The organism is Fibrobacter sp. UWR2 (genome assembly GCF_002210285.1).
Lineage (GTDB): Bacteria > Fibrobacterota > Fibrobacteria > Fibrobacterales > Fibrobacteraceae > Fibrobacter.
Genome location: NZ_MWQE01000008.1, coordinates 137,258 through 161,652, shown reverse-complemented (window position 1 = coordinate 161,652; position 24,395 = coordinate 137,258). Strand labels below are relative to the sequence as shown.

The following is a 24,395-nucleotide window of genomic DNA, read 5'->3' as shown; positions in this document are numbered from 1 at the left end:
CTTCGCCGATGGTACCTGGCCCCCGGGCCCGGGAGAGTAGGGCGCCGCTGGATTCTCGAGGCCCCTCGCCTAACGGCGGGGGGCCTCTTCGTTTTTTATACCGTTCCGCCGCTTTGCGGCTACACTCTCGCGGCCACGACTCGTCAATACGAGTCGCTTGTCGCTCACGCCCCCATGAGGTAAACCTCGTGGGGGGCTTTTTTTTACCCGCTTGTCATCTTGCTTGCACGTGCTGTTACCCTTTCTAGACGAAGGGTAAAATTGGCCGACAGGCATTCTTGCGTAAGCTGCTTGCATTATTTATTTTCTTTGTAATGACAAGCATAAAACACTTTCTTTTGCTTTTACTGTCTTTTTCTGCAATTTCCTTCGCCGTCCCCGTTTCTTATGGAATGGCGACTTCGGACACCGTTAAAGTGGTTGACTTGGGCGTCGAAAATCCTCATTCAGCTATAGTCGTCTCTCGTGGATGTCGTTCCGAGTATATCAAGCAGGATTCCTTGATAGACAAGAACCTTCCGCAGGATTCACTCCTGTCCCTCGTATACGGAAACGTTCCTAGTCCGGATAGTGCAGATATTTATCGCGGTTGGGGCGACAATTGCCAGAAATACGCATCAGACAGATTGTATGATGGCTGGCAAACTGTTGCCATGGGGGTGTTCTTTGCTGCTTTGGGGCTAACGCTCACATTCGTTGTAGATTATGATTATTTGGGAACGGCTATATTGGGGCGAACTTTTGGTATAGGAACATTGCTAACTGTAGTTCCCTTTACCTTCGGATTGGGAGTTTCCGATATTTCTGGCTCGTCAGAGCAAAGGGAAATGGGCAAACGCTATATGGAAAAGGCCGAGCGGTACAAAGATCGGTACAAGATCAGCATCGCGCCGGCGATAAACTTGCAGGAACCTGGTGGCGGCCTATTCCTGCAGCTCGGTTTTTAGCCGCAGTTATTATCCTTGGCCCCCGCAAATGGTCAATAACTAGCAACTAAATTTTCTATTCTTCTTGCTATGAAACCGACGATTTCATTTGTGCTCCAGCTGTCGCCTTCGACTGCGTATAAGAATCTTGAGGCGGTTGCCCGCAACGTACTAGATGGCCTTGACGTGCTGCTTACGTCTGGATTGGTGAAATGTTCGGTCTATATGGATGGCCCGACCATCAAGATGTTACGCAAGGTGGCGAAGCCGCTCGCGTTCGGCAAGATCAGGAATGGCATAAGTGAAGGCATCCTGGAATTTCTTGGCGGTGGCTACTACGACCCGATGCTCCCGCTGTTCCCCGAAGAGGCGCAGTCCCTGCAATTGGACCGGCATCGTGAAATCCTGAAGAAGTATTTCGGTATTGAGCCGCAGGGTTACTTCAATTCCTCGTTCGTGTGGGAAATGGGCATGACTGCCGTGCTCGAAAAGTCGGGGTTCGATTATGCGCTTGTGAGCGAGGCTGCTGTACAGGCGACCGTTGGACGCTCGACTCCGGTGTCCGGCTGGTTCACCGTAGAAGACAAGGGCTCGCTGATGCGCATTGTGCCCGTAGCCGATGCGTTGACCCGCGCGATAGAGAACGATGACCTGCGTTGGCGCGTGATTGCGGAATCGTACTGCCATGGCGGGAAGTCTGCGGTCGTGGTCCTGGACCTGCCTCCAAACCCCGAAGAGATTGTCGCGTTTTTCGAGCGTCTTGTTGATTTTGTGGAAACGAACGACGTACAGACCTGGCCCGTGGGTTACCTGATTAACCAGCTCCCGCCGGAAGGTTCGCTAAGCTACTTGATGTCTTCGGGTAAGAAACTCGGACTTCCGGCTTCGGCAGTGACTTGTCGCGAGACGCTCGTGCGTAGGCCCGAAATCAACTTGTTCCAGAAGACGTTCCTAAGCTTGTACCGTCGCGGCCAGGCTACCCTTGAAGGCAAGGACTTCGATGACTTCTGCGAAGCGCTGATGCCTGCGATGTCCCCGATATTCTTCCGCGACCTGGGAAATGCGGAAGGCATGCGCTGCATGAACGTGCGCGACTGGGGTTTCCGCTACTTGACTGCAGCATCGCACCTGCTTGATTCCAAGCTCTCGTTCGACGGGCTCCGCATGGAAGTCTGTGACTACCTGCTACAGGGGCGCAAGCAGATATGGGCTGGCAATAACGACATCATGTTCCTGCTTGACTACCATGCGGGTGGCGCGCTGCGAGTTTTTTGCCATAAGGATTCCGAGGTCAATCTCCTCAATGCCTGGCGCGATGACGCGGAACCTTCGTTCGGGTTTCTCGACTGCCTGTTGCCGAATGCCGATCTGACCGCATCGCAGATAGACCAGGCGCTTTCGATGCGCGAATACCTGCTGAAGGACCCGTACGAATACCGCATCAAGCGAATCGATTCGGGCGCGGAGATAGAGCTCCTCGAAGAGCAAGGCTTTACGGTCGGTGCGAAGCGCGGTGTTTTCCATGTCGCGAAGACATTCGGCCTGAATACTTCGTCGGCGGAACTCGCTGTAGACTACCGGATAGAGAATTCTACCTACATGGATTCGAGATGTTTCTTTGGAACGATATTCGAGTTTGGCCTGCTTGGCGAGGATTCGGGCAAGATTACCATCGATGGCTTTGACCTGAAATGGGACGGGAAGAGCCCGATGGTCTATCCGGAGGCGAGCAAGCTCACGATTCACGATTATGGTCGCAAGTGTGTTGTCACGATGAAGTTCGGCTCGCCCGCAGCGGTGTTCGTGGGGGCGATATTCGGCGCTTCGTCTGCTGCTGCACCCGAGATGTACCAGGGGGTGCGCGTGTATCCCTTCTGGCGTACGGCTCTGACCGTTGCCGAAGAAAAGAAGTTCAAGATAAACATATCGGTTTCGAAGGGGTAATGCGTGAGAGCCGACCTTATTGACATTCAAGTAGAAGACCATGGTGACGACGTGGAGATTACCCTCTCCGGCTCGCTTGGGTCGTACCAGCTTGCTGCAGTCCGTGAAAAGATCGAAATGCTTACCGAGGGCCCGGGTTGCTTTGTCTTCTTGAACTTGCAGCGGGCTCATTTCAAGGTGGGCGACTACCTGGATTTATTCCTCGAACTCTTGAACAAGATGCATGCGCAGAAGTCGAAACTAGTCTTGATTTTCGACAGCGACGAACAGCGCGAATATTTTGCGCCATATAAGAATATTTTTGAAATTTTCCCGAGCCGCGAGGCGTACAAGGATTCCGGCGTATCTAAGCAGTTGCAGCAGATTGGCGTTTACTACACTTCGAAGACTGGCGTGCGTCTGAGCCCCACCGTAGCAATTGCTCTTGCTCTCTTGATTCTCGGGTGGGCTATTACTTTGTTCTTTATCATCGCGGCGCAGGGCCGTGATATTGCCGACAAGCAGGCGCAGATAATTGCGCTTCAGGCTCAGAAGGACCGGTATGTGCATGAAATCGACCGATTGGAATCTTCCATAGGGCCTTTACGCAAGCTGGGCGTGGTGCAAGATACGACAATGCTCAGTTCTTTTGGCGTAATTCAGGACTGGGTCTCGTATCTCGAATACCTGGAGAACGACCGCCGTGAAAAGTAGCGTGCGGATTTCGGGACCGGTTATTGCCGTCGCCTTTGCCGTTTCGTTCCTTGCGATACTTGTATTCGCCAACTTGTGGCTTGTACGTAAAAACGAACTTTCCGACCTGGCTGCGCAGGAACTTGCCTTGCGGAGCGACCTCCAGAGGCTCGATACCTGGGGCCGCTGGACTATCGAATACGTGAAGATTGACAAGGCGCTAGCCTACCTGTCCAAGGGACGCATATCTCCTGAAACGCGTCTGGAACTGACGGAACTCATCTGGAAGAATGCTCACTCGTATTCGACGGACCCTCTCCTGATTTTGGCAGTCGTGGCTCAGGAAAGCCATGGAAATCCCAATGCCCGCGGGCGCATGCAGTCGGGGGCATTTTCGGGTGCGCTCGGGTTAATGCAGATCAAGCTCGAGACGGCGCAAAAGATGGGTCGCCGGTTCGGTCTCAATATCCAGACGACGGAAGACCTGATGAAACCCGAGGTGAACGTGATTGTGGGCACTGCCTACCTTATCCGTCTCATCGCGAAGTACGGCAACTGGAAAGATGCGCTTATAGCCTATAACATCGGGCATTCGGCTGTAGACAGGATGCAGGAACTGAACCGGCCGCTGCCTACAGGCTACTACGAGCATGTGATGGAAAAGTACAGGAACCTTTCGCATATAGATTTTCTTGCGGACAGGTAACTCGCAATCTTCCGATTAACGGTCGGTATTTGCTGACCATTGGCTTGCGTTTCTAGGCCTTTTTTTGCTAGATTTATAGTATGTTCCGCTGTGTGGTAGTCCTTCTGTTGGCGACTTTGGCTTTTTCTGGCGAAGTCCGTTACGACTGTATGCGGTTTGTAGAAGAAGGGCTGGCCAAGGATCCGCAACTGGCGGAATCCAAGCATGCTACCGAAGAAAAGAAGAACAAACTTGCTGCGCTCACTTCCGAGGTGATTCTGCCGACATTCTACGTATCGACCATGGTGGGTCCCGCCCCCGGCCTCAAGGAATCGGTGGACAACTGGGGAGATACGGTGGATGTCTATGACTTTACGAGAATGGGCCCGTTCTGGGGTGTCGAGGGAAAGTTCATCCAGCCGCTAAACTTTGGCCAGTACCGTTCGGGCAAGAAGGCACTCGAAGCCGACCTGAAGCAGAAAACGATGGCGGTGGAGCAGGAAATCCACAAGAAGGATGTGGAACTGCAGACCTACTATTATAACTACCTGCTCGCGAAGGAAATGCAGAAACTGGCTGCCGATGCGCAGAAACGTGTGGATGATGCCTACGAGAAACTCGAGGAAGCGCTTGACGATGATGACCCGAACGTTTCGCAGATGGACCTCCTGAACCTAAAGGCGAAAATGTACTCGGTGAAGGAAGGCGTGACGGATGCGGAACTGGGTATGAAGCGTATCCAGCTTGCTATCCGTTTTTCGCTCGCATTGCCCGAGGGCGACACTTTTGAGGCCGAAGATACCTGCCTTACGGCAAGGCCAGAGCCGCTCCCGACACTCGACGATGTCCGCGATCATACGATCAAGTATCACCCTGAACTCAAGCAACTTGCTGCAGGGCTGGATGCACGCAAACTCCAGATGGACCTGGCCGAGGCGAAACTTGCGCCCGAGTTCTTTATCATGGGCAAGTTCGAATACGTGAAGAGCTGGGCAGGCAACCGCAAGGTGATGGTGAAGAACGCCTTTGCCGAAGACGCGGTGAACAAACTTTCGGGCTATATCGGCGTGGGCTTGCGCTACCGCCTGAACTTCTGGAAGGACTGGGCTGCATTCCGGGCGGCTCGCACGGAATATCGTGGCTTGCAGATGAAGGAAGACTATGCGGCGATTGGCCTTGTGGCGAAAGCCGAGGAACAGTACTACCAGACTGTCGCAGCCAAGGAAAAGATGGACGCGCTCAGGGAAAGCCTCCGTGCTTCCGATGCCATCCTGAAGGGGGCGGCGATGCAGTACGATTTGGACAAGTCCAAGACAGGTGACCTGGTCTCGGCCTATACGCAGAATGTATCTTTGCAGAAGGACTACTATTTTGCAGTCTGCAAGTACAACGTGGAATTTGCTCAACTCGTGTCCAGGATGGGCATGTCGCTCAAGGAATTCCATCAGGAATACATGGGCAAATAAAAGGAGATGTGTATGATTAGGAAGATGTTTGTGCTGCTTTCGCTCGCATCGGTGCTGGCTTTTGCTGCCGATGATCCCGTAAATGCAGTGAAGAAGAAGGATGCGGAGCTCCAGACGCTCCTTAAGAAGTCTAGCCGCAACGCGAAGGAAACGGAACGCGTCAAGTCGTTGCTGAACGATTCCTTCGACTTCGCGCTCCTGGCGAAGAAGTCGCTTTCGAAGGGCGACTGGGACAAGCAGGATGCCGCCTCGCAGGAGAAGTTCGTTGCGGAATTCCAGCGCATGGTCCGTAATTCTAGCGCCAAGCGCCTGGAACTCTACCGCGCGGATTCTACCATCTATGAACCCGCGAAGATGAAGGGCTCGGACGAGGCCCGCGTGGTCGCTCATCTCTGGAACAAGGGCAAGGAATCTGTGCTTGAATACAAGATGAGCCTCGTGAACGGCAACTGGAAGGCCTGGGACTTGGTAATCGATGACCTTTCGACTGCCCGTAACTACAAGGAACAGTTCGGCCAGATTCTCAAGACCAAGAGCTTTGCCGAACTCATTGACATTATTAGCAAGAAGGCTGACGAAGCCGAGAAGTGATGGGCGGATTCCTTTTCTGGCTTGCCATTGTCATTTGTGTAGTAGCGCTGGTACTGCTGTTTTTCCCGTTCCGGTTCAGGGTTGAATTCGAGGCGGGGGAACACGGGTGCCGGGCGCTGTTTTTCTTTTTCAAGAAAAAGATTTGGACGGGCGAGAAAACCTGGGGAAAGAAAAGCAAGGAATCGGATGACAGCTTGGACAAGGATGTGGATGATGACGTTGCCGAGCCTGAGTTCGTGGCGACGACTCCTACAAAGCCTATAGAGAAAAAGACCGCTCCCGCCGAGGAAAAGAAGGTTGAACCAGTCGAAAATGCTTCGCCGGCTAGGGAAGTCCAGACTGAGAAAACGGTAGCTGGAGATGTTCCTGCCGAGAAGGTGGAAACCCCGAAAGCGGAACCGCCGAAAACTGAGCTCCCGAAGTCAGAACCTCCGAAGACTGAAACGCCGAAGGCAAGCGAGCCGCCTGCACCGGAACCTGAGCCAGAAAAAAAAGAAAAGCCCAAGCTTACGGATGAGCAGTTCTGGACGATTATCCTTACGCCCGACCTGGATGCCCGCGCATTCCGTTACGTAAAAAGCCTGCTTGCCATTATCGTGAACTTGTTCAACATAAAGTTCGTGGATTGCTTTGTCGAGGGTATCCGTAGCGATTACGAGACGATGGGCTATGGCGCTGCCCTGAACGGGATATTCAAGAGTTTCCCGTACCTGCAGGCCTGGGACTTTAGGATGGACTGGTGCCGTGACCGCGAACTGCGGGCGCAGGGTGCAATCCATGCCCGTACGAACCTGTGCCGATTCCTGTACCTGCTGCTGGTGACGCTCGTGTATGCCGGAATCCTCTTCCTGCTGTTCTGGCGCAGGCGTGCCCGCGTGCTCAAGACAGGTGAACTGCCCGAACTCGGGTTTATCCGCAAGAAGATTGTCGGCTGGATGGTGGAGGAATAATGCCCGCTTTGACTTTGGACCGCCTTCTGGCAAGTATCGGATTTGGAAGCCGCAAGGAAGCCCGCGCACTGGTGCGCATGGGCTTTGTGGAACTGGACGGCAAGGTCCTGGACGACCCGTTCATGGAGTTCAAGGAACGGCCCGAGTGCATTACCGTGAACGGCGAGGAGGTCACCACGCAGGAGAAACTCTACGTGATGCTCCACAAGCCGACCGACGTGGAATGCAGTCACAACCCGCGCGACCATGAATCGGTGTATTCGCTGTTGCCCGACCGCTTTACCGCGATGGGCATCCAGAGTGTGGGTCGCCTGGACGCAGATTCGGAAGGCCTTTTGCTCCTGAGCAACCAGGGGGACTTTATCCACAGGGTCGAGAGCCCCAAGAAGGGTATGCTCAAGTATTACCGCGTGGGCCTTGCGCGCCCGTTTACCGCCGAGCAGGAAGCCGAACTTTTGAAGGGCGTGATGCTCAAGGACGAACGCCGCCCAGTGCTTGCCCGGGAAATCCGGGTGGAAGGCGATACCGTGGTGATAGCAATCGGCGAGGGACTGTACCACCAGGTCCGGCGCATGTTTGCCGCCGTAGGGAACCACGTGCTGACGCTCAAGCGGGAGGCCATCGGACCTGTGGCGCTGGATGAGACGCTGGGAAGGGGTGGATGGCGTTTTTTAACCGAGGCCGAAATCGCCTCGCTGATGTAAAAAAATAAACCGGCGCTGGCGCGTCGGCTTTTTCAAACTTGGGTGCTGTGGGGGACTAGATTTCGGACTCGGCCGTGACTTCTTCGGGGGCTTCGACGGCTTCGCCGATGACACCTTCGAGAGCGTTGATCTTGTCCTTGATATCGTTACTGAACTTGAAGGTGGGCACCATGCGTTCTTCGATCTGCACCGTCTCGCCGGTACGCGGGTTCCTTGCGGGGCGTGCCTTGCGGGGCTTGCAGGCGAACGTACCGAAACCGCGGATTTCGATGGTGTTGCCTTCGATGAGTTTTTCGCCGACCAGGTCGAGGAACTGCTCGACGACGGTCTTGATATCGTTACGCACAAATCCGGTGGATTTGGCAATCTCTTGGATAAGGGCTTGTTTTGTTATGTTTGGCACGGTTCGTTCGTGGGGTTAATAGTTTTTTAGACGACTTAAATATAAGTTTAACAAAGAGTTAGCGGGTAAACTAATTGAAATTTAAATATTTTTTTCGGGCTCTCATTGCGGACAATGTGTGGATAATTGTGGTTTAAATGTTGACAAATGTTGAAAGTTTAAAAATGGCGCAAAAACCGGCAAAAATTTCGTTTCGCCTTCGGGGGCTGGAAGTGTTCCCGAATACTATCCTCAGTCCGATGGACGGAGTGACGGATGCGCCCTTCCGCAGGCTTTGCAGGGTGCTCTCCGGCAACCGCATGGGGCTCCTGGTTTCGGAGTTCGTGCCGACGGACGGCGATGCCGTATTCAACCTGGAAGGCCATAAGCAGCTCCGGTTTTTCCCGGAAGAAAGGCCCTTTGGGGTGCAGATTTTTGGGCGTTTCCCCGACAAGATGGCGGATGCAGCCCGGAAGATTGCCGTAGCGCTCAAGCCAGATTACATCGAGGTGAATGCGGGCTGCCCGGCGCCGAAGGTGGCGGGCAAGGGCAGCGGATCGGGCCTTTTGCGCGACCTGCCGCGCCTGCAGGAGATTTTGCACGACGTGCGTGCCGCGCTGGACGGTTGCGGGGTAGATATGCCCCTTACGCTCAAGTGCCGCATCGGCTGGGATAGCGAGAGCATCAACGTGCTGGAAACCCTCCGGATTGCCGAGGGCGAGGGCGTTGAAATGCTTACGGTGCACGGTCGTACCCGCCTGCAGGGGTACAACGGCCTCGCCGACTGGGACTGGATTGGGAAGGCTGCCGCTGCCGCGAAGATTCCTGTAATCGGGAATGGCGACGTGAACAGCGTGGAGGTCGCCTGCGAGCGTATTCAAAATTACGGCGTGTCCGGTGTGGCCATCGGGCGCGGCGCCATGCACAACCCGTGGATTTTCGGGCAGATTGCAGACGCCTGGGAAGGTAAGCTGAAGCGCGTGATTACCGCGGGCGAGGCGCTCGACGTGTTCAAGCTTTACTACGGCTTCAAGATCGAGGACGGCAGTACCGACAAGGGTGCCGAGGGCAGGCTCAAGCAGCTTGCGGCAAGGCTTTGCAAGGGGTTCTGCTTGGATGGCGCAACTTCTGGCAAGGAAGGTGCTGACGATGTCGCGATGCAGGTGAGGCAAGCGCTCCTTTCGAGCAGCTGTGCCGCCGAACTCTTGGACCGTGCGCAGTCCCTCAAGGAAGGCCTCGCGAAAGACCTCGTGTTCGACCCTGGCCGCCTCGTGAACCTGAACGGTGCCAAGGAAACCGAACTTAAGTTTGGCGACCAGTTCAAAGGACGATAATCCATAATTGTAGAATGTACTCAAAAATAATCTCAAAATTTTACAGAAAGGTCTTGACTTTGAGTCAAAATTTGAGTACATTTAAGATGTGGATAGAATAATAGACATATTTCAGTTTACAAATTTTCGCAAGTATCTGGACGAGTACCAGGCTGCCCGTGTACTGACAGACCCTGGTTTTACAAGAGCTGGAGCTTGTGTGCTGCTGGGGCTTCCCAGGACTCGCAGCTACTATAACGACATCGTCAAGGGAAAGAAACTTTCTAGTCGCATGATTCCCAAGTTTGTTGAAGTGCTGGGCTTGAACAAAAAGGAGGCCCGGTACTTTGAAACTTTAGTGAATCTGGATCAGGCGAAGACCGCGACGGAACGGAATGCTTTTTTCGAGGAACTGTTGAAACAGCATCCGGATTCCCACCGCATCTTGAACGAGGATGCCTACGAATATTACAATCACTGGTACAACAGTGTGCTGTTTACTGCGTTGGAAGTCGTGGATGTCTCGGATGACCTTGAGCCCATCCAGAAGTTGATTTTTCCGAAGGTTTCTGTGGGTACCCTGAAACGTTCCCTAGAATTGCTGGAACGCCTTGGTTTTGTGCGGAAGAATGAAAAGGGATTCTGGAAAAGTTGCCGAGAATCGGTAAGTAGCGGTGCCTACAACAATAGCGATTTGGTGCGCCAGTACCAGTTGCAGTGTTTCGAACTTTCCAAGCAGGCCCTGCTTGCGAATAATGATAATCCGTCGGATATGGGGACATTTACCTTCAGTGTTTCCGATGACGCTTTCAAGGCGATAGCCAAGGAAATCCAGGGCATGAAGGCCAGGGTGCGCAAGATTATTGCACAGGACAGGAAAAAGGCAACTGGGGTCCACCAGTTGAACATTCATTTATTTACAAATTTGAAAAAGTAAGTTAAGGAGGAATCAGTATGTTTATTAAGAAATTGACAAGGATGAGCCTTGCATTTGCGGTACTTGGCATTGGAATGCTTGCCGGCTGTGGTGGCGATAATGGCAGTACTGCTTCGACATCCAGTGAAACGAGTTCTGGGACTCCCATTGCGGACGTGGATACGTCGCTTGTTCGAAAGAAAGTTGTCGAGGGCATCCCCTGCGATGAATTATTGGATGAATTCCATGCGCTGGCTAAGACGACGTATGAATTCAGTCTCGGTAGGAATATGTGCGGAGGATATGCAGATATCTATATGTACATGAACGCGAGAGTCCGGGTGGTGGATGCTGCGGGCAGGCCTGTGGTGGGAGCGGATGTCTACGAAGGCCGGTGTGCCTATGGTAATGAAGGTTGCCATTATACTACGGACAAGAAAGGCTATATCTATCTGGATAGCGTGAATTACCTGACATATTTGGAATTGTACGAAGGAGCCTTGGAGGAATTGGGCCCGGACAGTGCCTATAAACTTCGCTATGAGAAGCTGCAGTTGCGTGCCATTTCGGCAGATTCGAGCCTAGGTGCCAATGTGTACTCCTCTTTTGAACATGCTCGTGTGGTGATGATAGGCGGGGAACCCGTGGCCGAATTGGAGGATGTTGTTCTGGAACCGGTATATTCGGCAAAACTGTATTTGGATTCTATCTATGCGCCGGGAGAAGATGATGAATGGTACCACGATATGCTCGATGAAACCATCGCGGAAGCTGGTTTTGGCATTTGCGTACAAGTGGAGGACGCTTACCTGGGGTCGCCCGATGAATGGAATACCCCTTTTGAATTCTATCCTTGCCAGATGGTGACAGAAGAGGACAAGGAGAACGGGTTTGTCTATGTGTATGGATTGCCCGAGGGAAAATATGAATTCGCAATTGGATCGCCTGATTCGCAATTTGGTGAGGGGTGTTTTTCCTTTGAGGTTACGCGCCCGGCAGAATAACGGAAGTGGAATACATTTGATACACTAATTTGTTTTCGATTATAGAGACTGCGGTGCATGGCTGCGGTCTTTATTTATATATTCAAGGAGAATAGTTTACACCGTAGGTAGTTATGAATAAGAATCTCCGCCGCATTTCGAAAACGGCTGCTGCCATCCTTGGCCTTTGTGCGGGCGCTTCTTTTGCCGCACAGAACGTTGTGATTGTTGATGACCAGCATCCTGGAATTACCATCAACAAGACTGACATGATGGCTGCAGACCTTGCCATCTGGAATCCGCCTAGCCGCTACTACGACATGACGCAGGCGCTTGTGGACGGCGGCTACACGGTGTTCCGCTTCCCGAACGGCAGCCTTTCGAACGATTACCACTGGAATGGCATCGGTAGTTACGACAGCACTGGCCTCTGGACGCCCGATTCCACCAAGTGGGCTCGTGGTTTCTTGGGCGAGACGATTTATCGCGGTACGACAAAGGACAACTACGGCTTTGTGCGCAGAAGCCACCTTGCCGACGGCAAGATGGAGACGATGTGGTGGGGCGAAATTTTGGACCCCGCCGACCCGCCTTGGGTCGTGATCGAGTTCCCCGAGAAGATGAACCTCGATTCCCTGCAGATTGATTGGGGCAGTTTGCGCCCGAAGTCATTCGAGTTCGCGTACTGGGATGGCGACTACGCCGAATACCCGGGCGTGCACCAGGCGCTTGAAAACAGGCTGAAGACGGAATCCGTGGTGCGCGTGAATGGCGAGAAGACCAAGTACAAGTTCAAACAACTCCGTACGCGCTACGTGGCGATTCGTTTCAAGACGAGCGACCTGCCGAGCAAGGGCGTGCAGATTCGCGAGATGAAGCTGTTTAGTGGCGAGAGCGACTTGCTCGAGGGCAACAACTACAAGTTCTACGCGATGTCGACCCGCAACGGCGACAAGGCCCGCACGGACTGGACCGACATCAAGTGGGATTTCGAAGCGTTCATGGATTATATAAAGACAATCCCGAACGCGAAGGCCGTGATTTGTGTGAACGCGGGAACGGGAACCTCGAAGGAGGCTGCCGCCTGGGTGCGCTATGCGAACAAGGTGAAGGGCTACAACATCAAGCGCTGGGAAATCGGTAACGAACTCGATGGCGAATGGGAGGAATCCGGACCGATTTCGGCAAGGCAGTATGCCGCACGGTTCCTGGAATATGCCCGCGCGATGAAGGCGGTGGACTCCACGATTATCCTGCACGGACCGCTCCTGAGTACCTACAACATGACGTTGAAGGGCGCCGGCATTCTCGATGGCAAGTACTGGATGGAGGAGTTCCTGCGCATTGTGGGCGAGGCCGAGAAGAACGATGGCAAGCGCTACCTCGATGTGGTGGACCTCCACAATTACCCGTACTGGACGGCGAATGCCCCGAGCGCTGCCGAAATGCTCAAGGCCATGCTGGCGGTGGGCCCGAACATGGATACGCTTGACGTGTGGATGAAGCGCCACCTCGAAGGTGAACGCCGCGTGTTCCTCTCTGAATTCAGCACCTGCGTGCAGGGATTCAGCCTGCTCATGGACTACCCGCAGGCCGCCGCGGTGGCTAGCATCTTTGCCCAGCATGCGGTACGTTTCGGCAACCGCCTGGAAGTGCTCCCGTGGGATGCGTTCGGCAACCTGTTCAAGGGCCCGGACGATACCTGGGGTACCATCAGCATGACGGCGCTATTGAAGGAAGGTTCCTGGAACTACTGGAAGTCGCTGGAGCCGACTGCGGAATACTACGGGCTCTACATGACGTACAAGCAGTTCCTGGAAGACGGTTTTGCCGTGTTGCCGGTTAAGAGCACTAGCCCCGACGTGGAGGCGTATGCGATTGGCAAGGGCGATTCCGCTCGCGTGATGCTCGTGAACTTGTCCGAGGTTCCGCAGGTGGTGCAGATTGACCGCGAGAGTGTTATTGCTGCTGGCGGTGCAATCGACGTGGGCAAGGGTGACCTGGTGCGTACCGAGGTGGACGTGTTCGGTGCCGAGCAGTTCAAGTGGGTGGGTACGTGGCAGAATTCCTATCCGTACCCGAAGATGGGCCCGAGTGGACGCCGAATCAATCCGAGTAAGAGCAAGGATATCACGATTCCTGCGTTCGGACTTGCCGTAGTGAAGATTAACCCACGTGTTGTTGGGCTTGACGAGGCAAGCAAGGCGCAGGCGGCCGACCCGCAGATTATTGCCGCCGCCCTCGAGAAGAAGGTCTTGCTTGCAGGCGATACGCTCGATTTGTTCGTGACGGCGGTGCAGGAAAACGGCCAACTTACGAGCGGCGTGGTGAAAATCGGCAACTGGGGTAAGCGCGGTTCCTACATTGCTGCGGTGGAGCCCGATGACGGCAAGTGGAATGCCTCCATCGAGAGTTTCCATGTGAAGGTGCCTATACCCGAAGACCTGAGCAATGCGCCCCGCACTATCCGCGTGGAGGTGCAGGGCCTTGGCGGGAAACTCAGCAAGATGGACATCCCGTTCCGTGTGCGTGGCGCCTACCGCACCACGAAAGTCATGCAGAATTTCGACAACGGCATCGATGCAGTGGACTGGTATCCGGTGGCAAACGGCGACAACGCGACGACGATCGGCGCGAAGGTATTTAACGGGGCGCCTCCGCATGGCGGGTTCATCCGTCACGACTTTATGATCGAACAGCCGCCTACGCAGAGCTGGCCGAACTTCGCGGGTGCCTACTACGTGATTCCTGAAGAAGTCAAGAAGTCTGTGGGTATCGTGTTTGACTATGCGACGAACCACAACAATCCCGATGGTTACTTCGAGGTGCAGATTGCGAGCAGCCAGGTGGAAGACTACGACGAGTTCATGGTACGCCTGAAGAATACCCGTGGCTCCTGGGTGCGCGATACGCTCATCTGGGAGAACATGGCGCAGGAAGGCTGGGGCAAGACTATCCCGCAGCTTGACCCGACGAAGATAAAGAACTTCGCGTTCCGTGCCCGCCATAGCGGCATGGGCTACATCAGCCTTGATAACATCTACCTGCTCGGCGAAGACGGGGAGGAGATCCCGATGCCGCGCGGACTGAGAAGGCTGCGCTAGTCTTGCGGTGACGGGGAGTAATCATGGTTAGGAGTTTTTTTGTTTCCTTGCTCTGTGTTGCTGTCATGACAATGACGGCGATGGCGGAGGATTCTCCTGCGAGCGACTTCGAACGAGAACTTGCGAGCATGAAGGGTAATGAACCGGGCCGTGAACTCGCCAAGGCGACCGTAGATTCACTTTCCGCCTATTTCATGAAGGGGGATTCCAGTCTATACGCGCTACTGGAATTGGATCTTGATGTCTTTGCGAATACGATTTCGCAGGTACGTGACAGCCTTTGTCTCTATCTTATGGAACATCCCGAAATTCCTGTTGAACACGAAGATGTTCTGTTTACGTTCGGTGGAGCTTCTCCGGGCAATCAATCGTGGCTCCCGCTTGTGGACCAGAACGAGTTCTACTTGCTCCGGAAGGATTTCTCGAAGCTCGGCTTTGGTAGGGGAATTTCTGCGAAGAGCGCTCCGCTGTATCTGGCGCACCAGCAGGAAATACTCGATTCCGTTAGTCGCCTGCCTCCAGCAGAACGTCGTCGCGTTACGTTGTTGATAATGCAGTGGGATTACCTTGCCTTCAAGTCCGGGAACACTAGTGTCGATGCTCGAGAGAAGGCGGACGATGTTTCCGAAATACAGGAACTGGCCGATTCTGTCGCGACGGATGCGGGCGAAACCTATCCGGAAACATTCCTGTATTCGGCGTTCCGCAAGCCGTATCAGATTGCGTGGATTGGTCTTTCGTTGTTCTACAATCCTGTTTTCGGGTCGGATGCGCCGAGCGATATCTGGCTTGGCGGCTTCAAGACGGTTGTCGGCCTTGCCATGTTTGGTGGCGATGTTGAATGGCGCGTCGGCGTCAACTTCGGCCATAATGGCGACGATGAATTCTCGTATTATGGTTACCGCATCAAGGGGCATTCCGGATTTTCCATGATAGATATGGATTTTATCTATGGCTACCCGTTCTACGAGGGAACGCACCAGAGGATGACCGCGGATGTCGGGGTAGGCTGGTGGAGCGGGAATGTGCCCGAAGACCACCCCGAAACGCAATACCTATTCTATTACGCAGTGGGACTGCGTTACGATTTCTCGTTCCGCAACAGGAACGTACGTACCGAAGCCACTACGCTCGGTATACTCGGTTTAGGTATAGAACTCGATATGAACTACGCCGATATCGTGGCCGTCAAGGCCGATATCAGGATTGCTCTCGGACTGCTCTGGTAGAGTCTATCGCTTGTCGCGGTCGATCCAGGGGCGTTCCGTCTGGCCGGTGTAAATCTGGCGCGGACGGTTGATTTTGCTTTGCGGGTCGTCGTGCATTTCCTTCCAGTGGGCAATCCAGCCGGGTAAGCGGCCGATGGCGAACATCACGGTAAGCATGTTCGTCGGGATGCCCATCGCGCGGTAGAGAATGCCCGAGTAGAAGTCTACGTTCGGGTAGAGCTTGCGTGCGATGAAGTAGTCGTCCTTCAGGGCGGCTTCTTCGAGCTTGAGCGCGATATCCAGGAGCGGGTCGTGCACGTGTTCGCGCTCGAACACCTGGTACATAAGCTTCTTGAGCACCTTGGCGCGCGGGTCATAGCTCTTGTACACGCGGTGGCCAAAGCCCGAAAGGCGGAACGGGTCGTTCTTGTCTTTAGCCTTGTCCATCACCTGCTCGATGGTCATGCCGCTCTGCTGGATGCGCAGCAGCGTTTCGAGCACGGCCTGGTTCGCACCGCCGTGGAGCGGGCCCCAGAGGGCGCAGATGCCGGCACAGATACTTGCGTAAAGGTTCGCCTGCGAACTGCCCACCATACGCACCGTCGACGTGGAGCAGTTCTGCTCGTGGTCGGCATGCACAATCAGGAGCGTGTTGAGCGCCTTTTCCATAATCGGATCCGGGTGGTACGGGCGCGCCTTACTGCTGAACATCATGTTCAAGAAGTTGCTGCAGTAGCTGCGTTCGGCTTCCGGGTAAACGAACGGTTCGCCGATGCTTGCCTTGTAGGCGAATGCGGCGATGGTGCGGATCTTGGAAATAAGGCCCGCAGTCGTGAGTTCGAAGGCGCTCGCAATGTTTTCGTCGTCGTAGAAGCGCGGGGTAAACAGGCCCACGGCGTTCACGATGGAACTGAGGATGCCCATCGGGTGCGCGCTCGGCGGCATTTCGCGGAAGAAGTGCAACAGGTTCTCGTGCAAGAGCGCATTCTCGGTGAGGAGCGTGCGGAAATGCCCGAGCTGTTCCGGAGTCGGGAGGTCGCCGTAAATCAGGAGCCACGCTGTCTCGGGGAAGGTCGCCTTTTCGGCGAGGTCTTCGATGGAGTAGCCTCGGTAACGGAGAATGCCTTTTTCGCCATTCACGTAGGTGATGGCGCTCTTGGTGCTGCCCGTGTTCAGGTAGCCGTAATCAAGCGTGACAAGTCCCGTTTCCTTGCGGAGGGAACTGATGTCGAGACCGTGTTCGTTCTCGGTGCCTTCAACCACGGGGAGCTCGAAGCTCTTTCCGTTGTAATTCAAGGTCGCTTTGTCGGACATTTATCCTCCGGATTGGCAGTTGGTTGCCCAACTGCCGGTTTTACTTCATTTCCTTAATGCAATTATAAATATTTTCGAACAGCTTGCCGAGCTTATCGGTCGGAACGGCGCTGAACGCCACGCGAATAAGGCCCGAAAGCATGATTGTGCCGGTGCTGTAGTCCTTGATGAGTTTCTGGCGCAGTGCTTCGGCGTCCACGCCCTTCGGCTTGATGCACATGAAGTAACCGCTGTTGCACGGCATGGCCTCGAAGGCTTCCTTATATTCGGGGTGGCTTGCGAGCACTTCCTTGATGATGTCGTAGCGCTTCTTGAGGGTCGCGTACTTCTCAGCCTTCTGGTCCACGTATTCGGGGCTCTGGTAGGCGGCGAGCAGGATCTTCTGGCTGATGGAGGGGCCGTTGCTGATATTGCCGCGGACCGTACCGGCGGCCTTGTCTTCGAGGGCCTTGAGCTGGGCTTCGCTGGCGCCCTTGAAACCGAAGGTCATGAACCCGACGCGGAAGCCCCACACGTAGTCTTCCTTGGTGGGGCCGTCGAGCTTGACGGCGAGCAGGTTCTCGTTGGCCTCGAGCAGCTTCACGAACAGGGATTCCTTGGTCACGCCATCCTCGTACACGAGTCCGAAGTAGGCATCGTCGAGCAGGGCCACGACCTTGTTGCCCGCGGCAGCGCAGTCGGTGAGGATCTTCGCGATTTCGACCGCTTCCTTCTCGGTGGCGGTGTAGCCGGTCGGGTTGTTCGGGAAGTTCAGGAGCACGACCTTCTTCTGGCTCTTGCTTTCGGCGAGGGCGGCCTTGAGGGCTTCGGTATCGAACCCGCCGTCCTTGAAGGTGTTGAACGTCTTGATCTTCGCGCCGCAGCTGTTCACGAACACGAGCTCGTAGTTGTCCCAGTAGAGGTCGGGGATGATGACTTCGTCACCCGGGTCGAGGAAGAGGTAGCCCGCGCAGCTGATGGCGTGGGTGAGGGCGCAGGTCACGACCGGGTTGCTGAACTGCTTGCCTGCGAGGCTCGGGTTCTTGCGGACAATCTGTTCCTTCCAGGCCTTGCGGAGGTCGGGATTGCCGAAACTCGGGGCGTACAGGAACGCCTGCTTGGGGAGGTTCAGGCTCTTGAGCACGCAGTCGAGCACGAGCGGGCTCCCGTCGTCTTCGAGGGCGGTGCCGATAGTCGCGTTGATTTCGGAGCCCTTGGCTTCGGCGCCCTGGCCCAGAATGCCCTTGCGCGGGAAGAAGATTGCCTTGCCCCTTTCGGAGAGCATGGAGAGAACGTTGCAGCCGTTTGCGGAGAGTTCCGCGTTTGCCTGTTCGGCGAGAGGATTGTAGCTCATGACCTTGGTCCTGTTAAAAATTCCGCGCGCAAAGATAGTTTTTTTAGGGGGAGTTTTCAAGTTTTCTATAGGTAAAAGGGGAAACCTCTAAGACCCCGCTGTACATTTTTTGTAATAAGAATGCGAAAATCGTTGGGTTAAAAAAGACTTTTTTTCATTAGAAAGCAAGCCAAAATCCCTGCGATAATTGTATTTTTCTGTGCGGTACCGAATGATACCTTTAAAAATGCACAAATTGCACAAAAAGGTGAATATATGCTTGATTTGAACACTGTCGATTGGAAGACGCTCCCCTTCGGTTATTACGATACCGATTACAATGTCCGCTGCTACTACCGCGATGGCAAGTGGGGCAAGGTTGAACTTTCTTCTTCCAAGGACATCAGCATCCACATGGCCGCTACTTGCTTGCACTACGGCCAGGAAGGTTTCGAAGGCCTCAAGGCTTACACGGGCAAGGACGGCAAGGTCCGTATCTTCCGCGTCGACGAGAATGCCAAGCGCATGCAGAACACCGCGAACCGCGTGCTCATGGCTGTTCCGCCCGTCGAGCTGTTCCGCGAAATGGTCCACACTGTGGTGAAGGCGAACGCCCGCTTTATTCCGCCGTACGGTCACGGTGCAACGCTCTACATCCGCCCGCTCCTCATCGGTACGAGCCCGGAAGTCGGCGTGAAGCCCTCCGACGAATACCTGCTGTTGATGTTCGTGACTCCGGTGGGTCCGTACTTCAAGGACGGTTTCAAGCCCGTGGATATGATGATTAGCCGCAACTTCGACCGCGCCGCTCCGCAGGGTACGGGTACGGTGAAGGTCGGCGGTAACTACGCTGCCAGCTTGCTTTCCCTCGCAGAGGCCAAGAAACTCGGCTACTCCAGCACGATTTATCTGGACGCGAAGGAAAAGAAGTACATCGACGAATGCGGTCCGGCAAACTTCTTCGGCATCAAGGGCAAGACCTACGTGACCCCGAAGTCCGAATCCATCCTGCCGTCGATTACGAACAAGAGCCTGCAGCAGCTTGCTGAATACCTCGGCTACACCGTGGAACGCCGCCAGGTCCCGTTCGAAGAACTCGCTGAATTCTCCGAAACCGCCGAATGCGGTACCGCTGCCGTGATCACCCCGATCAAGAAGATTGTGGATCCGGTTGCCGGCAAGGAATTCACCTACGGTGACGGTAAGAATCCGGGCCCGGTTTGCACGGAACTCTTCACGAAGTACACTGCTATCCAGTTCGGCGAAGCCGAAGACCCGTTCGGCTGGACTGAAGTGGTCGATGTGTAATTAGCTCCCCGCCTGCGCGGGGATGACGAATGTGAAAAATCCCTCGGCTGTTGAGCCGGGGGATTTTTTGATTGGGTTCTTGTGGTTACTTTGCTATGAACTTCAGGGACTTATTGCCGCACTTTGCGATGTAGAGTCCCTGCTTGATTCCCTGCAGTTGCAAGGTAGACTTGCCGGCGGTGTTGCCCGAAGCGCGCACCAGGTTGCCGTTCATGTCGAAAAGCATAATCTTGCCGGTGCCGTAGAGTGTGTTGCCTTCGCGGTAGAATTCAACATGTGTGCCAGCGACCATGTTCAGTGCCGTCGTGGAAGATGAAGATTCCGGCTGTATGGTGGCGCTGCTGGAACTCGATGTGGGTTCGCTGCCGCCCGTGATAAAATCCTCTACGTGGGTAACGCCCGTGTTGTTGTAGTTGCCGAGGTTATACACGCTGCGCATGGCGTTGATGACGTCCGTTTCGAGAACCTTGCCCACCGGCGAAGACTGACGGCGGATGTAGGCCATGTTGTCGTAGTTGGTGTTGCTCTCGTTGCCCATGTCCCAGAGAATTGGCGTGAGGCCGTATTGCTTGGCGGCAGATACTACGTCCTTGTGCCACTGCACGCGGCCCTGCTTGTGTAGATTCAGGTCGTTGCCGCTCAGTTCCGGTGAGCGCACGTTCGCGCCGAATTCGCCGACAATGACCGGGTAGCCCTTGTCCACGTAGTTTGTCTTCATCTTGGCGAACTGTTCCTGCGGATGGGTGATGCTTGCAAGTTTGGAATCGATGGAGCCTGCCCACGCATTGTAGCCCGCATTGCGCTTGGGCTCGCTTGCCTTCTGGTAATTACCGTAGTAGTACTGCGGCATAATGGGCTCGCTCGCGCCCCAGTCCTGCTGGCTAGTCATGAGCGTGTACTGGTACGGGTCGTAGTAATGCACTTCGAACATCAGGTAGCCGCTGACCTTGTCGGTGGGGAATGTGCTCACCGGGGCGCTCGCGACAGACTTGTCGATGTCGGTATTGAGGCCTTGGATAATCAGGGTACGGGTGGCGTTGTTGCCGCCCGTGGCGCGTACTGCGTCGATAAACGTCTGGTAGTAGTGCATCAGCGTGCTCACGTGCTGTGCTGTCCAGGTGTTCACATTGGGGCCGGGTTCGTTCGCACCCGCAAAAATCAGGCGCTCGTTGTAGTTTTTGAACTTGTTCGCAATCTGCGTCCAGTACGTCTTCATCTTGTTGTCGACAGTCGAGTTGACGCTCGTGCCGATGTTTGTCTGGAACCAGCCGCCTTCACCTTCGTGGTGGATGTTCAAAATCGTGTAGAGGCCTGCACGCATTGCGTAGTCGACGACAGTCTTCACGGAATCGAGCCAGGTTTCGGTGACCTTGCCGCCGCTCGTGTGGCTATCCCATGCGCAGGGAATGCGCACCGTGTTGAAGCCTGCCGCCTTCACGGAGTCGAGCAGGGCCTGCGTGGGGAAGGGGTTGCCCCAGGCTGTCGGGTTATTCGGCACTTCCATGGAGTTGCCGATGTTGAACCCCATGCCCATCTTGGCTTGGACTTCCTTGGCGGTGGGGAGGTTGGCTGCCGAGGCTGCTACTGCCGTGAGGGCGCCTGCAATGGCAATTTTTTTGAGAAAATGGTTCATTTTTAGGTCCTTTTTTTACATCCCGGTTCGGGACCCCATTCAACATCTTATAATTTATATCGAAAAATGGCGGAAAGACCGTGCGACATGTGTCGCCCGCAAAATACCATTGAACAGGTTACAACACCCCCGTGGGGCGGTCGCTTAATGCGCTTCGAGCCAGTTTTCGCCGAAGCCGACGCTGGCGATGAGCGGGACCTTCAATTCCATGGCGCCTTCCATCTCGGATTTCACCATCTGGGCCATCGCATCCACCTGGTCGCGGGGGCATTCGAACACGAGTTCGTCGTGCACCTGCAGCATCATCTTGAGCGGGAGCTTTTCGTCGTTGATGCGCTTCTGGATGCGAATCATCGCAATCTTGATGAGGTCGGCGGCGGAACCCTGCACCGGCGTGTTCACAGCCATGCGTTCGGCCATTTGCGATTCCATGCGGTCACTGCTGTCGATGCCAGCGATGTAGCGGCGGCGGCCCGACAGGGTTTCCACGTAGCCGTCGCGGTGGGCGGCCGCCTTGGTATCTTCAATAAACTGCTGTACACCCTGGTACATCCCGAAGTAACCGTCGATGAAGTCCCTTGCCTGCGACATCGGGATTTTCAGGTCACGGGCGAGGCGGAAAGCCGTCATCCCGTAAAGTACGCCGAAATTCACCACCTTTGCATCACGGCGCATGTCGCTCGTGACGGCGTCGAGATCCACCCCGTAAATCGCGGCGGCGGTGCGGGCGTGAATGTCGATACCTTCCTTGTAGCTTTCGATGAGCGCTGCATCGCCACTCAGGTGCGCAAGCATTCTGAGTTCAATCTGCGAGTAGTCCACCGCAAGAATTACGTTGTCCTTACTCTGCGGGATGAATGCTGCGCGAATTTTTTTGCCCAAGTCGCTACGCACGGGAATGTTCTGCAGGTTCGGATCGCGGCTCGAAAGGCGGCCCGTCGCAGTACCCCATTGGATAAAGCTCGTGTGGATGCGGCGCGTGTCCGGATTGATGAGCGTCGGGAGCACCGAGATGTAGGTGCTCTGCATCTTCTTGAGTTCACGGTATTCGATGACGGCGAAAACAATCGGGTGTGGCGCCTTGAAACTCAGTTCTTCGAGCACGACGGCGTCGGTACTGCGCTTCTTGATTTCGGGGAGGCCAAGCGTATCGAAAAGCACATCGCCCAGCTGCTTTGGACTTCCGATGTTGAACTCGACGCCCGCCATGTCGCAAATTTCCTTTTCTAGATTCTCGATGCGGCGGGCAAGTTCCTGCTCCAGCGTCTTGAGGGCCGGAACGTCAATCGCGACGCCGACCGTTTCCATCTGGTACAGTACCTTCAGTAGCGGCATTTCCTGCTCAAAGAAATATTTCACGTAGTCGAGCTTTTCGAGTTCCTGCTTGAGAGGCTTCCAAAGGCGCAGCGTATAGACTGCATCTTCGGCGCCGTATTCGGTGGCGTCCTTGATGGGCGTGCGGTTGAACGTAATCTGGTTCTTGCCACGTCCAATCAGGTTCTCAATGGGAATCATCTCGTGCTGCAATCGTTGCATCACCTGGTTATCGAGCCCGAGGCCGGATTGCCCCGGCGAAAGCATCCAGGCGGCAATCAGCGTGTCGATGATGTTTGCGCTGTCGATAACGGATTGCGGAATCTTGAAGGTGCGTGCGAGAACGTGTAAATCGAATTTCGCATTGTGGAATACTAGTTCGCGCGGTTTCCCGGTGGCTTCCATCGGGGTAGCATCTGCAATGAATTCCTTGAACCAACTGGCGACCTTGTTGAAGTCGTAGTTGCCGCCCTTTGTAGCGGGGAGCGAGAACCCGATTTCGTCAGTATGAGCAAGCGGGATGTAGTAGCCCTTCGCAGGGTCTGCCGAAAGGCAGAGGCCCACGATGTTGCATTGCATCGGGTCGAGACCGTCCGTTTCGGTGTCTATGCCCACGGTGCTTGCGGCTGCGAATTCAGCCTTCATTTGCTCGAAAACTTCTTCGGTATCGACGCAAACATACGTGGGCAAGTCTTCTGCGGGGAAGCTTGCGGCAACAATTACGCCGTCTCCGTTTTCGATGGCGCCTTCCGCGCCTTCGCCTTCGCGCACGAATCCCGCCTTGCTCGGGACTTTTTCCAGCAGGCGCAACAGGCTGTTGATTTCGTGGTCCTTGAACATCTGCGCGAGCGTATCCACGTGCAGACCGTTGTATTCGAGGGCCTCTAGGTTCCCGTTGAAAGCTCGCTTTGTCTGGAGCGTCACGAGTTCGCGGCTCAGGAAAGCCTTCTCGCGGTTGTTCGCGAGATTGTCGTGCAATCCCTTCTTGGTAATCTTGTCAAGGTTCGCGTACAGATTGTCCATGTCGCCGTAGTCGTTCAGCAACTGGATGGCCGTCTTCGGGCCCACCTTCGGTACGCCGGGAACGTTGTCGCTCGCGTCACCCATAAGCGCGAGGTAGTCACGAATCTTTTCCGGCGGGAGCCCGTACTTTTCCAATACCTGCTCGGGGCCGAAATCAATTCCGTCGGCGCCCTTTGTCAGGTGGAAAAGGTGAATCTTGTCCGTCACGATTTGCGACATGTCCTTGTCTTTACTGAGAATCACCACATGGTCGAAGCCTGCTTCGATGGCCGCAGTGGCGGTACTCGCCATCACGTCGTCCGCTTCGTAGCCCGGTTCCGAAAGCAGCGGGATTCCGCTTGCCTCGAGGCTTTCGCCCAGCAGCGGCATCTGCGCCGCCATCTCTTCGGGCATGGGCCCGCGATTCGCCTTGTAGTCTGGGTAAAGTTCGTGCCTGAAGGTCTTCGTGTGCGCAACGTCGCGGGCAATCGCAAAGTGCGTAGGATTGTGCTTTGCCAATATGCGGAGCACCGCACCCCAGTAGCCGTGCATCATCGACACGTCTTCGCCCTGGCTGTTCTTGAGCGGGTTCTGCGAATAGGCGTAGAACATTCGGAACGCGAGCGCGTAGGAATCGAGCAATAATAAGGTCTTTTCAGGCATGTTTT

19 protein-coding genes are annotated in these 24,395 nt (G+C 54.9%); 14 read left to right on the top strand and 5 right to left on the bottom strand.

Going from position 1 to position 24,395, the window contains the following annotated elements:
- Positions 1-278: 278 nt before the first annotated feature.
- The 8 genes from B7994_RS11230 (at position 279) to B7994_RS11195 (ending at position 7,938) form a co-directional block, all read left to right on the top strand.
- On the top strand, positions 279-947 hold the full coding sequence (locus B7994_RS11230; RefSeq protein WP_088638547.1) for a hypothetical protein: 669 nt from the start codon (positions 279-281) through the stop codon (positions 945-947).
- A gap of 69 nt (positions 948-1,016) precedes the next feature.
- Positions 1,017-2,870 (top strand): DUF1926 domain-containing protein, encoded by a 1,854-nt coding sequence (locus B7994_RS11225; RefSeq protein ID WP_088638546.1) that lies wholly within the window; start codon positions 1,017-1,019, stop codon positions 2,868-2,870.
- A 3-nt stretch (positions 2,871-2,873) separates the two neighbouring features.
- Positions 2,874-3,563, top strand: a complete 690-nt coding sequence (locus B7994_RS11220) for a hypothetical protein (RefSeq protein WP_088638545.1) — start codon at positions 2,874-2,876, stop codon at positions 3,561-3,563.
- Positions 3,553-4,248, top strand: coding sequence for a lytic transglycosylase domain-containing protein (locus tag B7994_RS11215; protein WP_158213139.1), 696 nt, complete (start codon positions 3,553-3,555; stop codon positions 4,246-4,248). The genes B7994_RS11220 and B7994_RS11215 overlap by 11 nt, the downstream gene beginning before the upstream one ends.
- An 80-nt stretch (positions 4,249-4,328) precedes the next feature.
- Positions 4,329-5,693 carry a TolC family protein gene (locus tag B7994_RS11210; RefSeq protein WP_088638543.1) on the top strand — a complete coding sequence of 455 codons (1,365 nt, stop codon included), beginning with the start codon at positions 4,329-4,331 and terminating at the stop codon, positions 5,691-5,693.
- A 12-nt stretch (positions 5,694-5,705) separates the two neighbouring features.
- Positions 5,706-6,284: a phospholipid-binding protein MlaC gene (locus tag B7994_RS11205; protein WP_088638542.1), complete on the top strand. Its 579-nt coding sequence runs from the start codon at positions 5,706-5,708 to the stop codon at positions 6,282-6,284.
- Positions 6,284-7,234, top strand: a complete 951-nt coding sequence (locus tag B7994_RS11200) for a hypothetical protein (RefSeq protein ID WP_088638541.1) — start codon at positions 6,284-6,286, stop codon at positions 7,232-7,234. The genes B7994_RS11205 and B7994_RS11200 overlap by 1 nt, the downstream gene beginning before the upstream one ends.
- Positions 7,234-7,938 (top strand): pseudouridine synthase, encoded by a 705-nt coding sequence (locus B7994_RS11195; protein ID WP_088638540.1) that lies wholly within the window; start codon positions 7,234-7,236, stop codon positions 7,936-7,938. Before B7994_RS11200 ends, B7994_RS11195 begins: the two co-directional genes overlap by 1 nt.
- Positions 7,939-7,993: 55 nt before the next feature.
- Here B7994_RS11195 and B7994_RS11190 read toward each other — a convergent pair whose 3' ends face one another.
- Positions 7,994-8,341: an HU family DNA-binding protein gene (locus B7994_RS11190; protein WP_088638539.1), complete on the bottom strand. Its 348-nt coding sequence runs from the start codon at positions 8,339-8,341 to the stop codon at positions 7,994-7,996.
- Positions 8,342-8,553: 212 nt separating this feature from the next.
- Here B7994_RS11190 and B7994_RS11185 point away from each other — a divergent pair, with 212 nt between their 5' ends.
- From B7994_RS11185 to B7994_RS11165, 5 genes are all read left to right on the top strand, one after another.
- A complete protein-coding gene (locus B7994_RS11185) occupies positions 8,554-9,654 on the top strand; it encodes a tRNA-dihydrouridine synthase (protein WP_233143186.1) in 1,101 nt (366 codons plus the stop codon).
- Positions 9,655-9,742: 88 nt separating this feature from the next.
- Positions 9,743-10,570 (top strand): TIGR02147 family protein, encoded by an 828-nt coding sequence (locus B7994_RS11180; protein ID WP_088638537.1) that lies wholly within the window; start codon positions 9,743-9,745, stop codon positions 10,568-10,570.
- A gap of 17 nt (positions 10,571-10,587) precedes the next feature.
- On the top strand, positions 10,588-11,553 hold the full coding sequence (locus tag B7994_RS11175; RefSeq protein WP_088638536.1) for a hypothetical protein: 966 nt from the start codon (positions 10,588-10,590) through the stop codon (positions 11,551-11,553).
- 113 nt (positions 11,554-11,666) lie between these two features.
- Positions 11,667-14,636 carry a glycoside hydrolase family 44 protein gene (locus B7994_RS11170; RefSeq protein ID WP_088638535.1) on the top strand — a complete coding sequence of 990 codons (2,970 nt, stop codon included), beginning with the start codon at positions 11,667-11,669 and terminating at the stop codon, positions 14,634-14,636.
- A gap of 23 nt (positions 14,637-14,659) precedes the next feature.
- Complete coding sequence (locus tag B7994_RS11165; protein ID WP_088638534.1) at positions 14,660-15,865, top strand: hypothetical protein; 1,206 nt, start codon at positions 14,660-14,662, stop codon at positions 15,863-15,865.
- Positions 15,866-15,868: 3 nt separating this feature from the next.
- Here the strand turns inward: B7994_RS11165 and B7994_RS11160 are convergent, their stop codons facing one another.
- Positions 15,869-17,158, bottom strand: coding sequence for a citrate synthase (locus B7994_RS11160; protein ID WP_088638533.1), 1,290 nt, complete (start codon positions 17,156-17,158; stop codon positions 15,869-15,871).
- 40 nt (positions 17,159-17,198) lie between these two features.
- Complete coding sequence (locus B7994_RS11155) at positions 17,199-18,491, bottom strand: aminotransferase class I/II-fold pyridoxal phosphate-dependent enzyme (protein WP_088638532.1); 1,293 nt, start codon at positions 18,489-18,491, stop codon at positions 17,199-17,201.
- A gap of 264 nt (positions 18,492-18,755) precedes the next feature.
- Between B7994_RS11155 and B7994_RS11150 the strand changes: the two genes are divergently transcribed.
- The gene (locus B7994_RS11150) at positions 18,756-19,778 is read left to right on the top strand and encodes a branched-chain amino acid aminotransferase (protein ID WP_088638563.1); all 1,023 of its coding nucleotides are present in this window, start codon (positions 18,756-18,758) and stop codon (positions 19,776-19,778) included.
- Positions 19,779-19,863: 85 nt separating this feature from the next.
- Here the strand turns inward: B7994_RS11150 and B7994_RS11145 are convergent, their stop codons facing one another.
- Both B7994_RS11145 and polA read right to left on the bottom strand, forming a co-directional pair.
- Positions 19,864-21,411: a glycoside hydrolase family 5 protein gene (locus B7994_RS11145; protein WP_088638531.1), complete on the bottom strand. Its 1,548-nt coding sequence runs from the start codon at positions 21,409-21,411 to the stop codon at positions 19,864-19,866.
- A 144-nt stretch (positions 21,412-21,555) separates the two neighbouring features.
- Positions 21,556-24,390, bottom strand: a complete 2,835-nt coding sequence (gene polA, locus B7994_RS11140; RefSeq protein ID WP_088638530.1) for a DNA polymerase I — start codon at positions 24,388-24,390, stop codon at positions 21,556-21,558.
- Positions 24,391-24,395: the final 5 nt, after the last annotated feature.

Coding starts and splice junctions, on each gene's coding strand:
- B7994_RS11225 (WP_088638546.1), top strand. CDS start 1,017: ATGAAACCGACGATTTCATTTGTGCTCCAGCTGTCGCCTTCGACTGCG.
- B7994_RS11210 (WP_088638543.1), top strand. CDS start 4,329: ATGTTCCGCTGTGTGGTAGTCCTTCTGTTGGCGACTTTGGCTTTTTCT.
- B7994_RS11205 (WP_088638542.1), top strand. CDS start 5,706: ATGATTAGGAAGATGTTTGTGCTGCTTTCGCTCGCATCGGTGCTGGCT.
- B7994_RS11200 (WP_088638541.1), top strand. CDS start 6,284: ATGGGCGGATTCCTTTTCTGGCTTGCCATTGTCATTTGTGTAGTAGCG.
- B7994_RS11195 (WP_088638540.1), top strand. CDS start 7,234: ATGCCCGCTTTGACTTTGGACCGCCTTCTGGCAAGTATCGGATTTGGA.
- B7994_RS11175 (WP_088638536.1), top strand. CDS start 10,588: ATGTTTATTAAGAAATTGACAAGGATGAGCCTTGCATTTGCGGTACTT.
- B7994_RS11170 (WP_088638535.1), top strand. CDS start 11,667: ATGAATAAGAATCTCCGCCGCATTTCGAAAACGGCTGCTGCCATCCTT.
- B7994_RS11165 (WP_088638534.1), top strand. CDS start 14,660: ATGGTTAGGAGTTTTTTTGTTTCCTTGCTCTGTGTTGCTGTCATGACA.
- B7994_RS11160 (WP_088638533.1), bottom strand. CDS start 17,158: ATGTCCGACAAAGCGACCTTGAATTACAACGGAAAGAGCTTCGAGCTC.
- B7994_RS11155 (WP_088638532.1), bottom strand. CDS start 18,491: ATGAGCTACAATCCTCTCGCCGAACAGGCAAACGCGGAACTCTCCGCA.
- B7994_RS11145 (WP_088638531.1), bottom strand. CDS start 21,411: ATGAACCATTTTCTCAAAAAAATTGCCATTGCAGGCGCCCTCACGGCA.
- polA (WP_088638530.1), bottom strand. CDS start 24,390: ATGCCTGAAAAGACCTTATTATTGCTCGATTCCTACGCGCTCGCGTTC.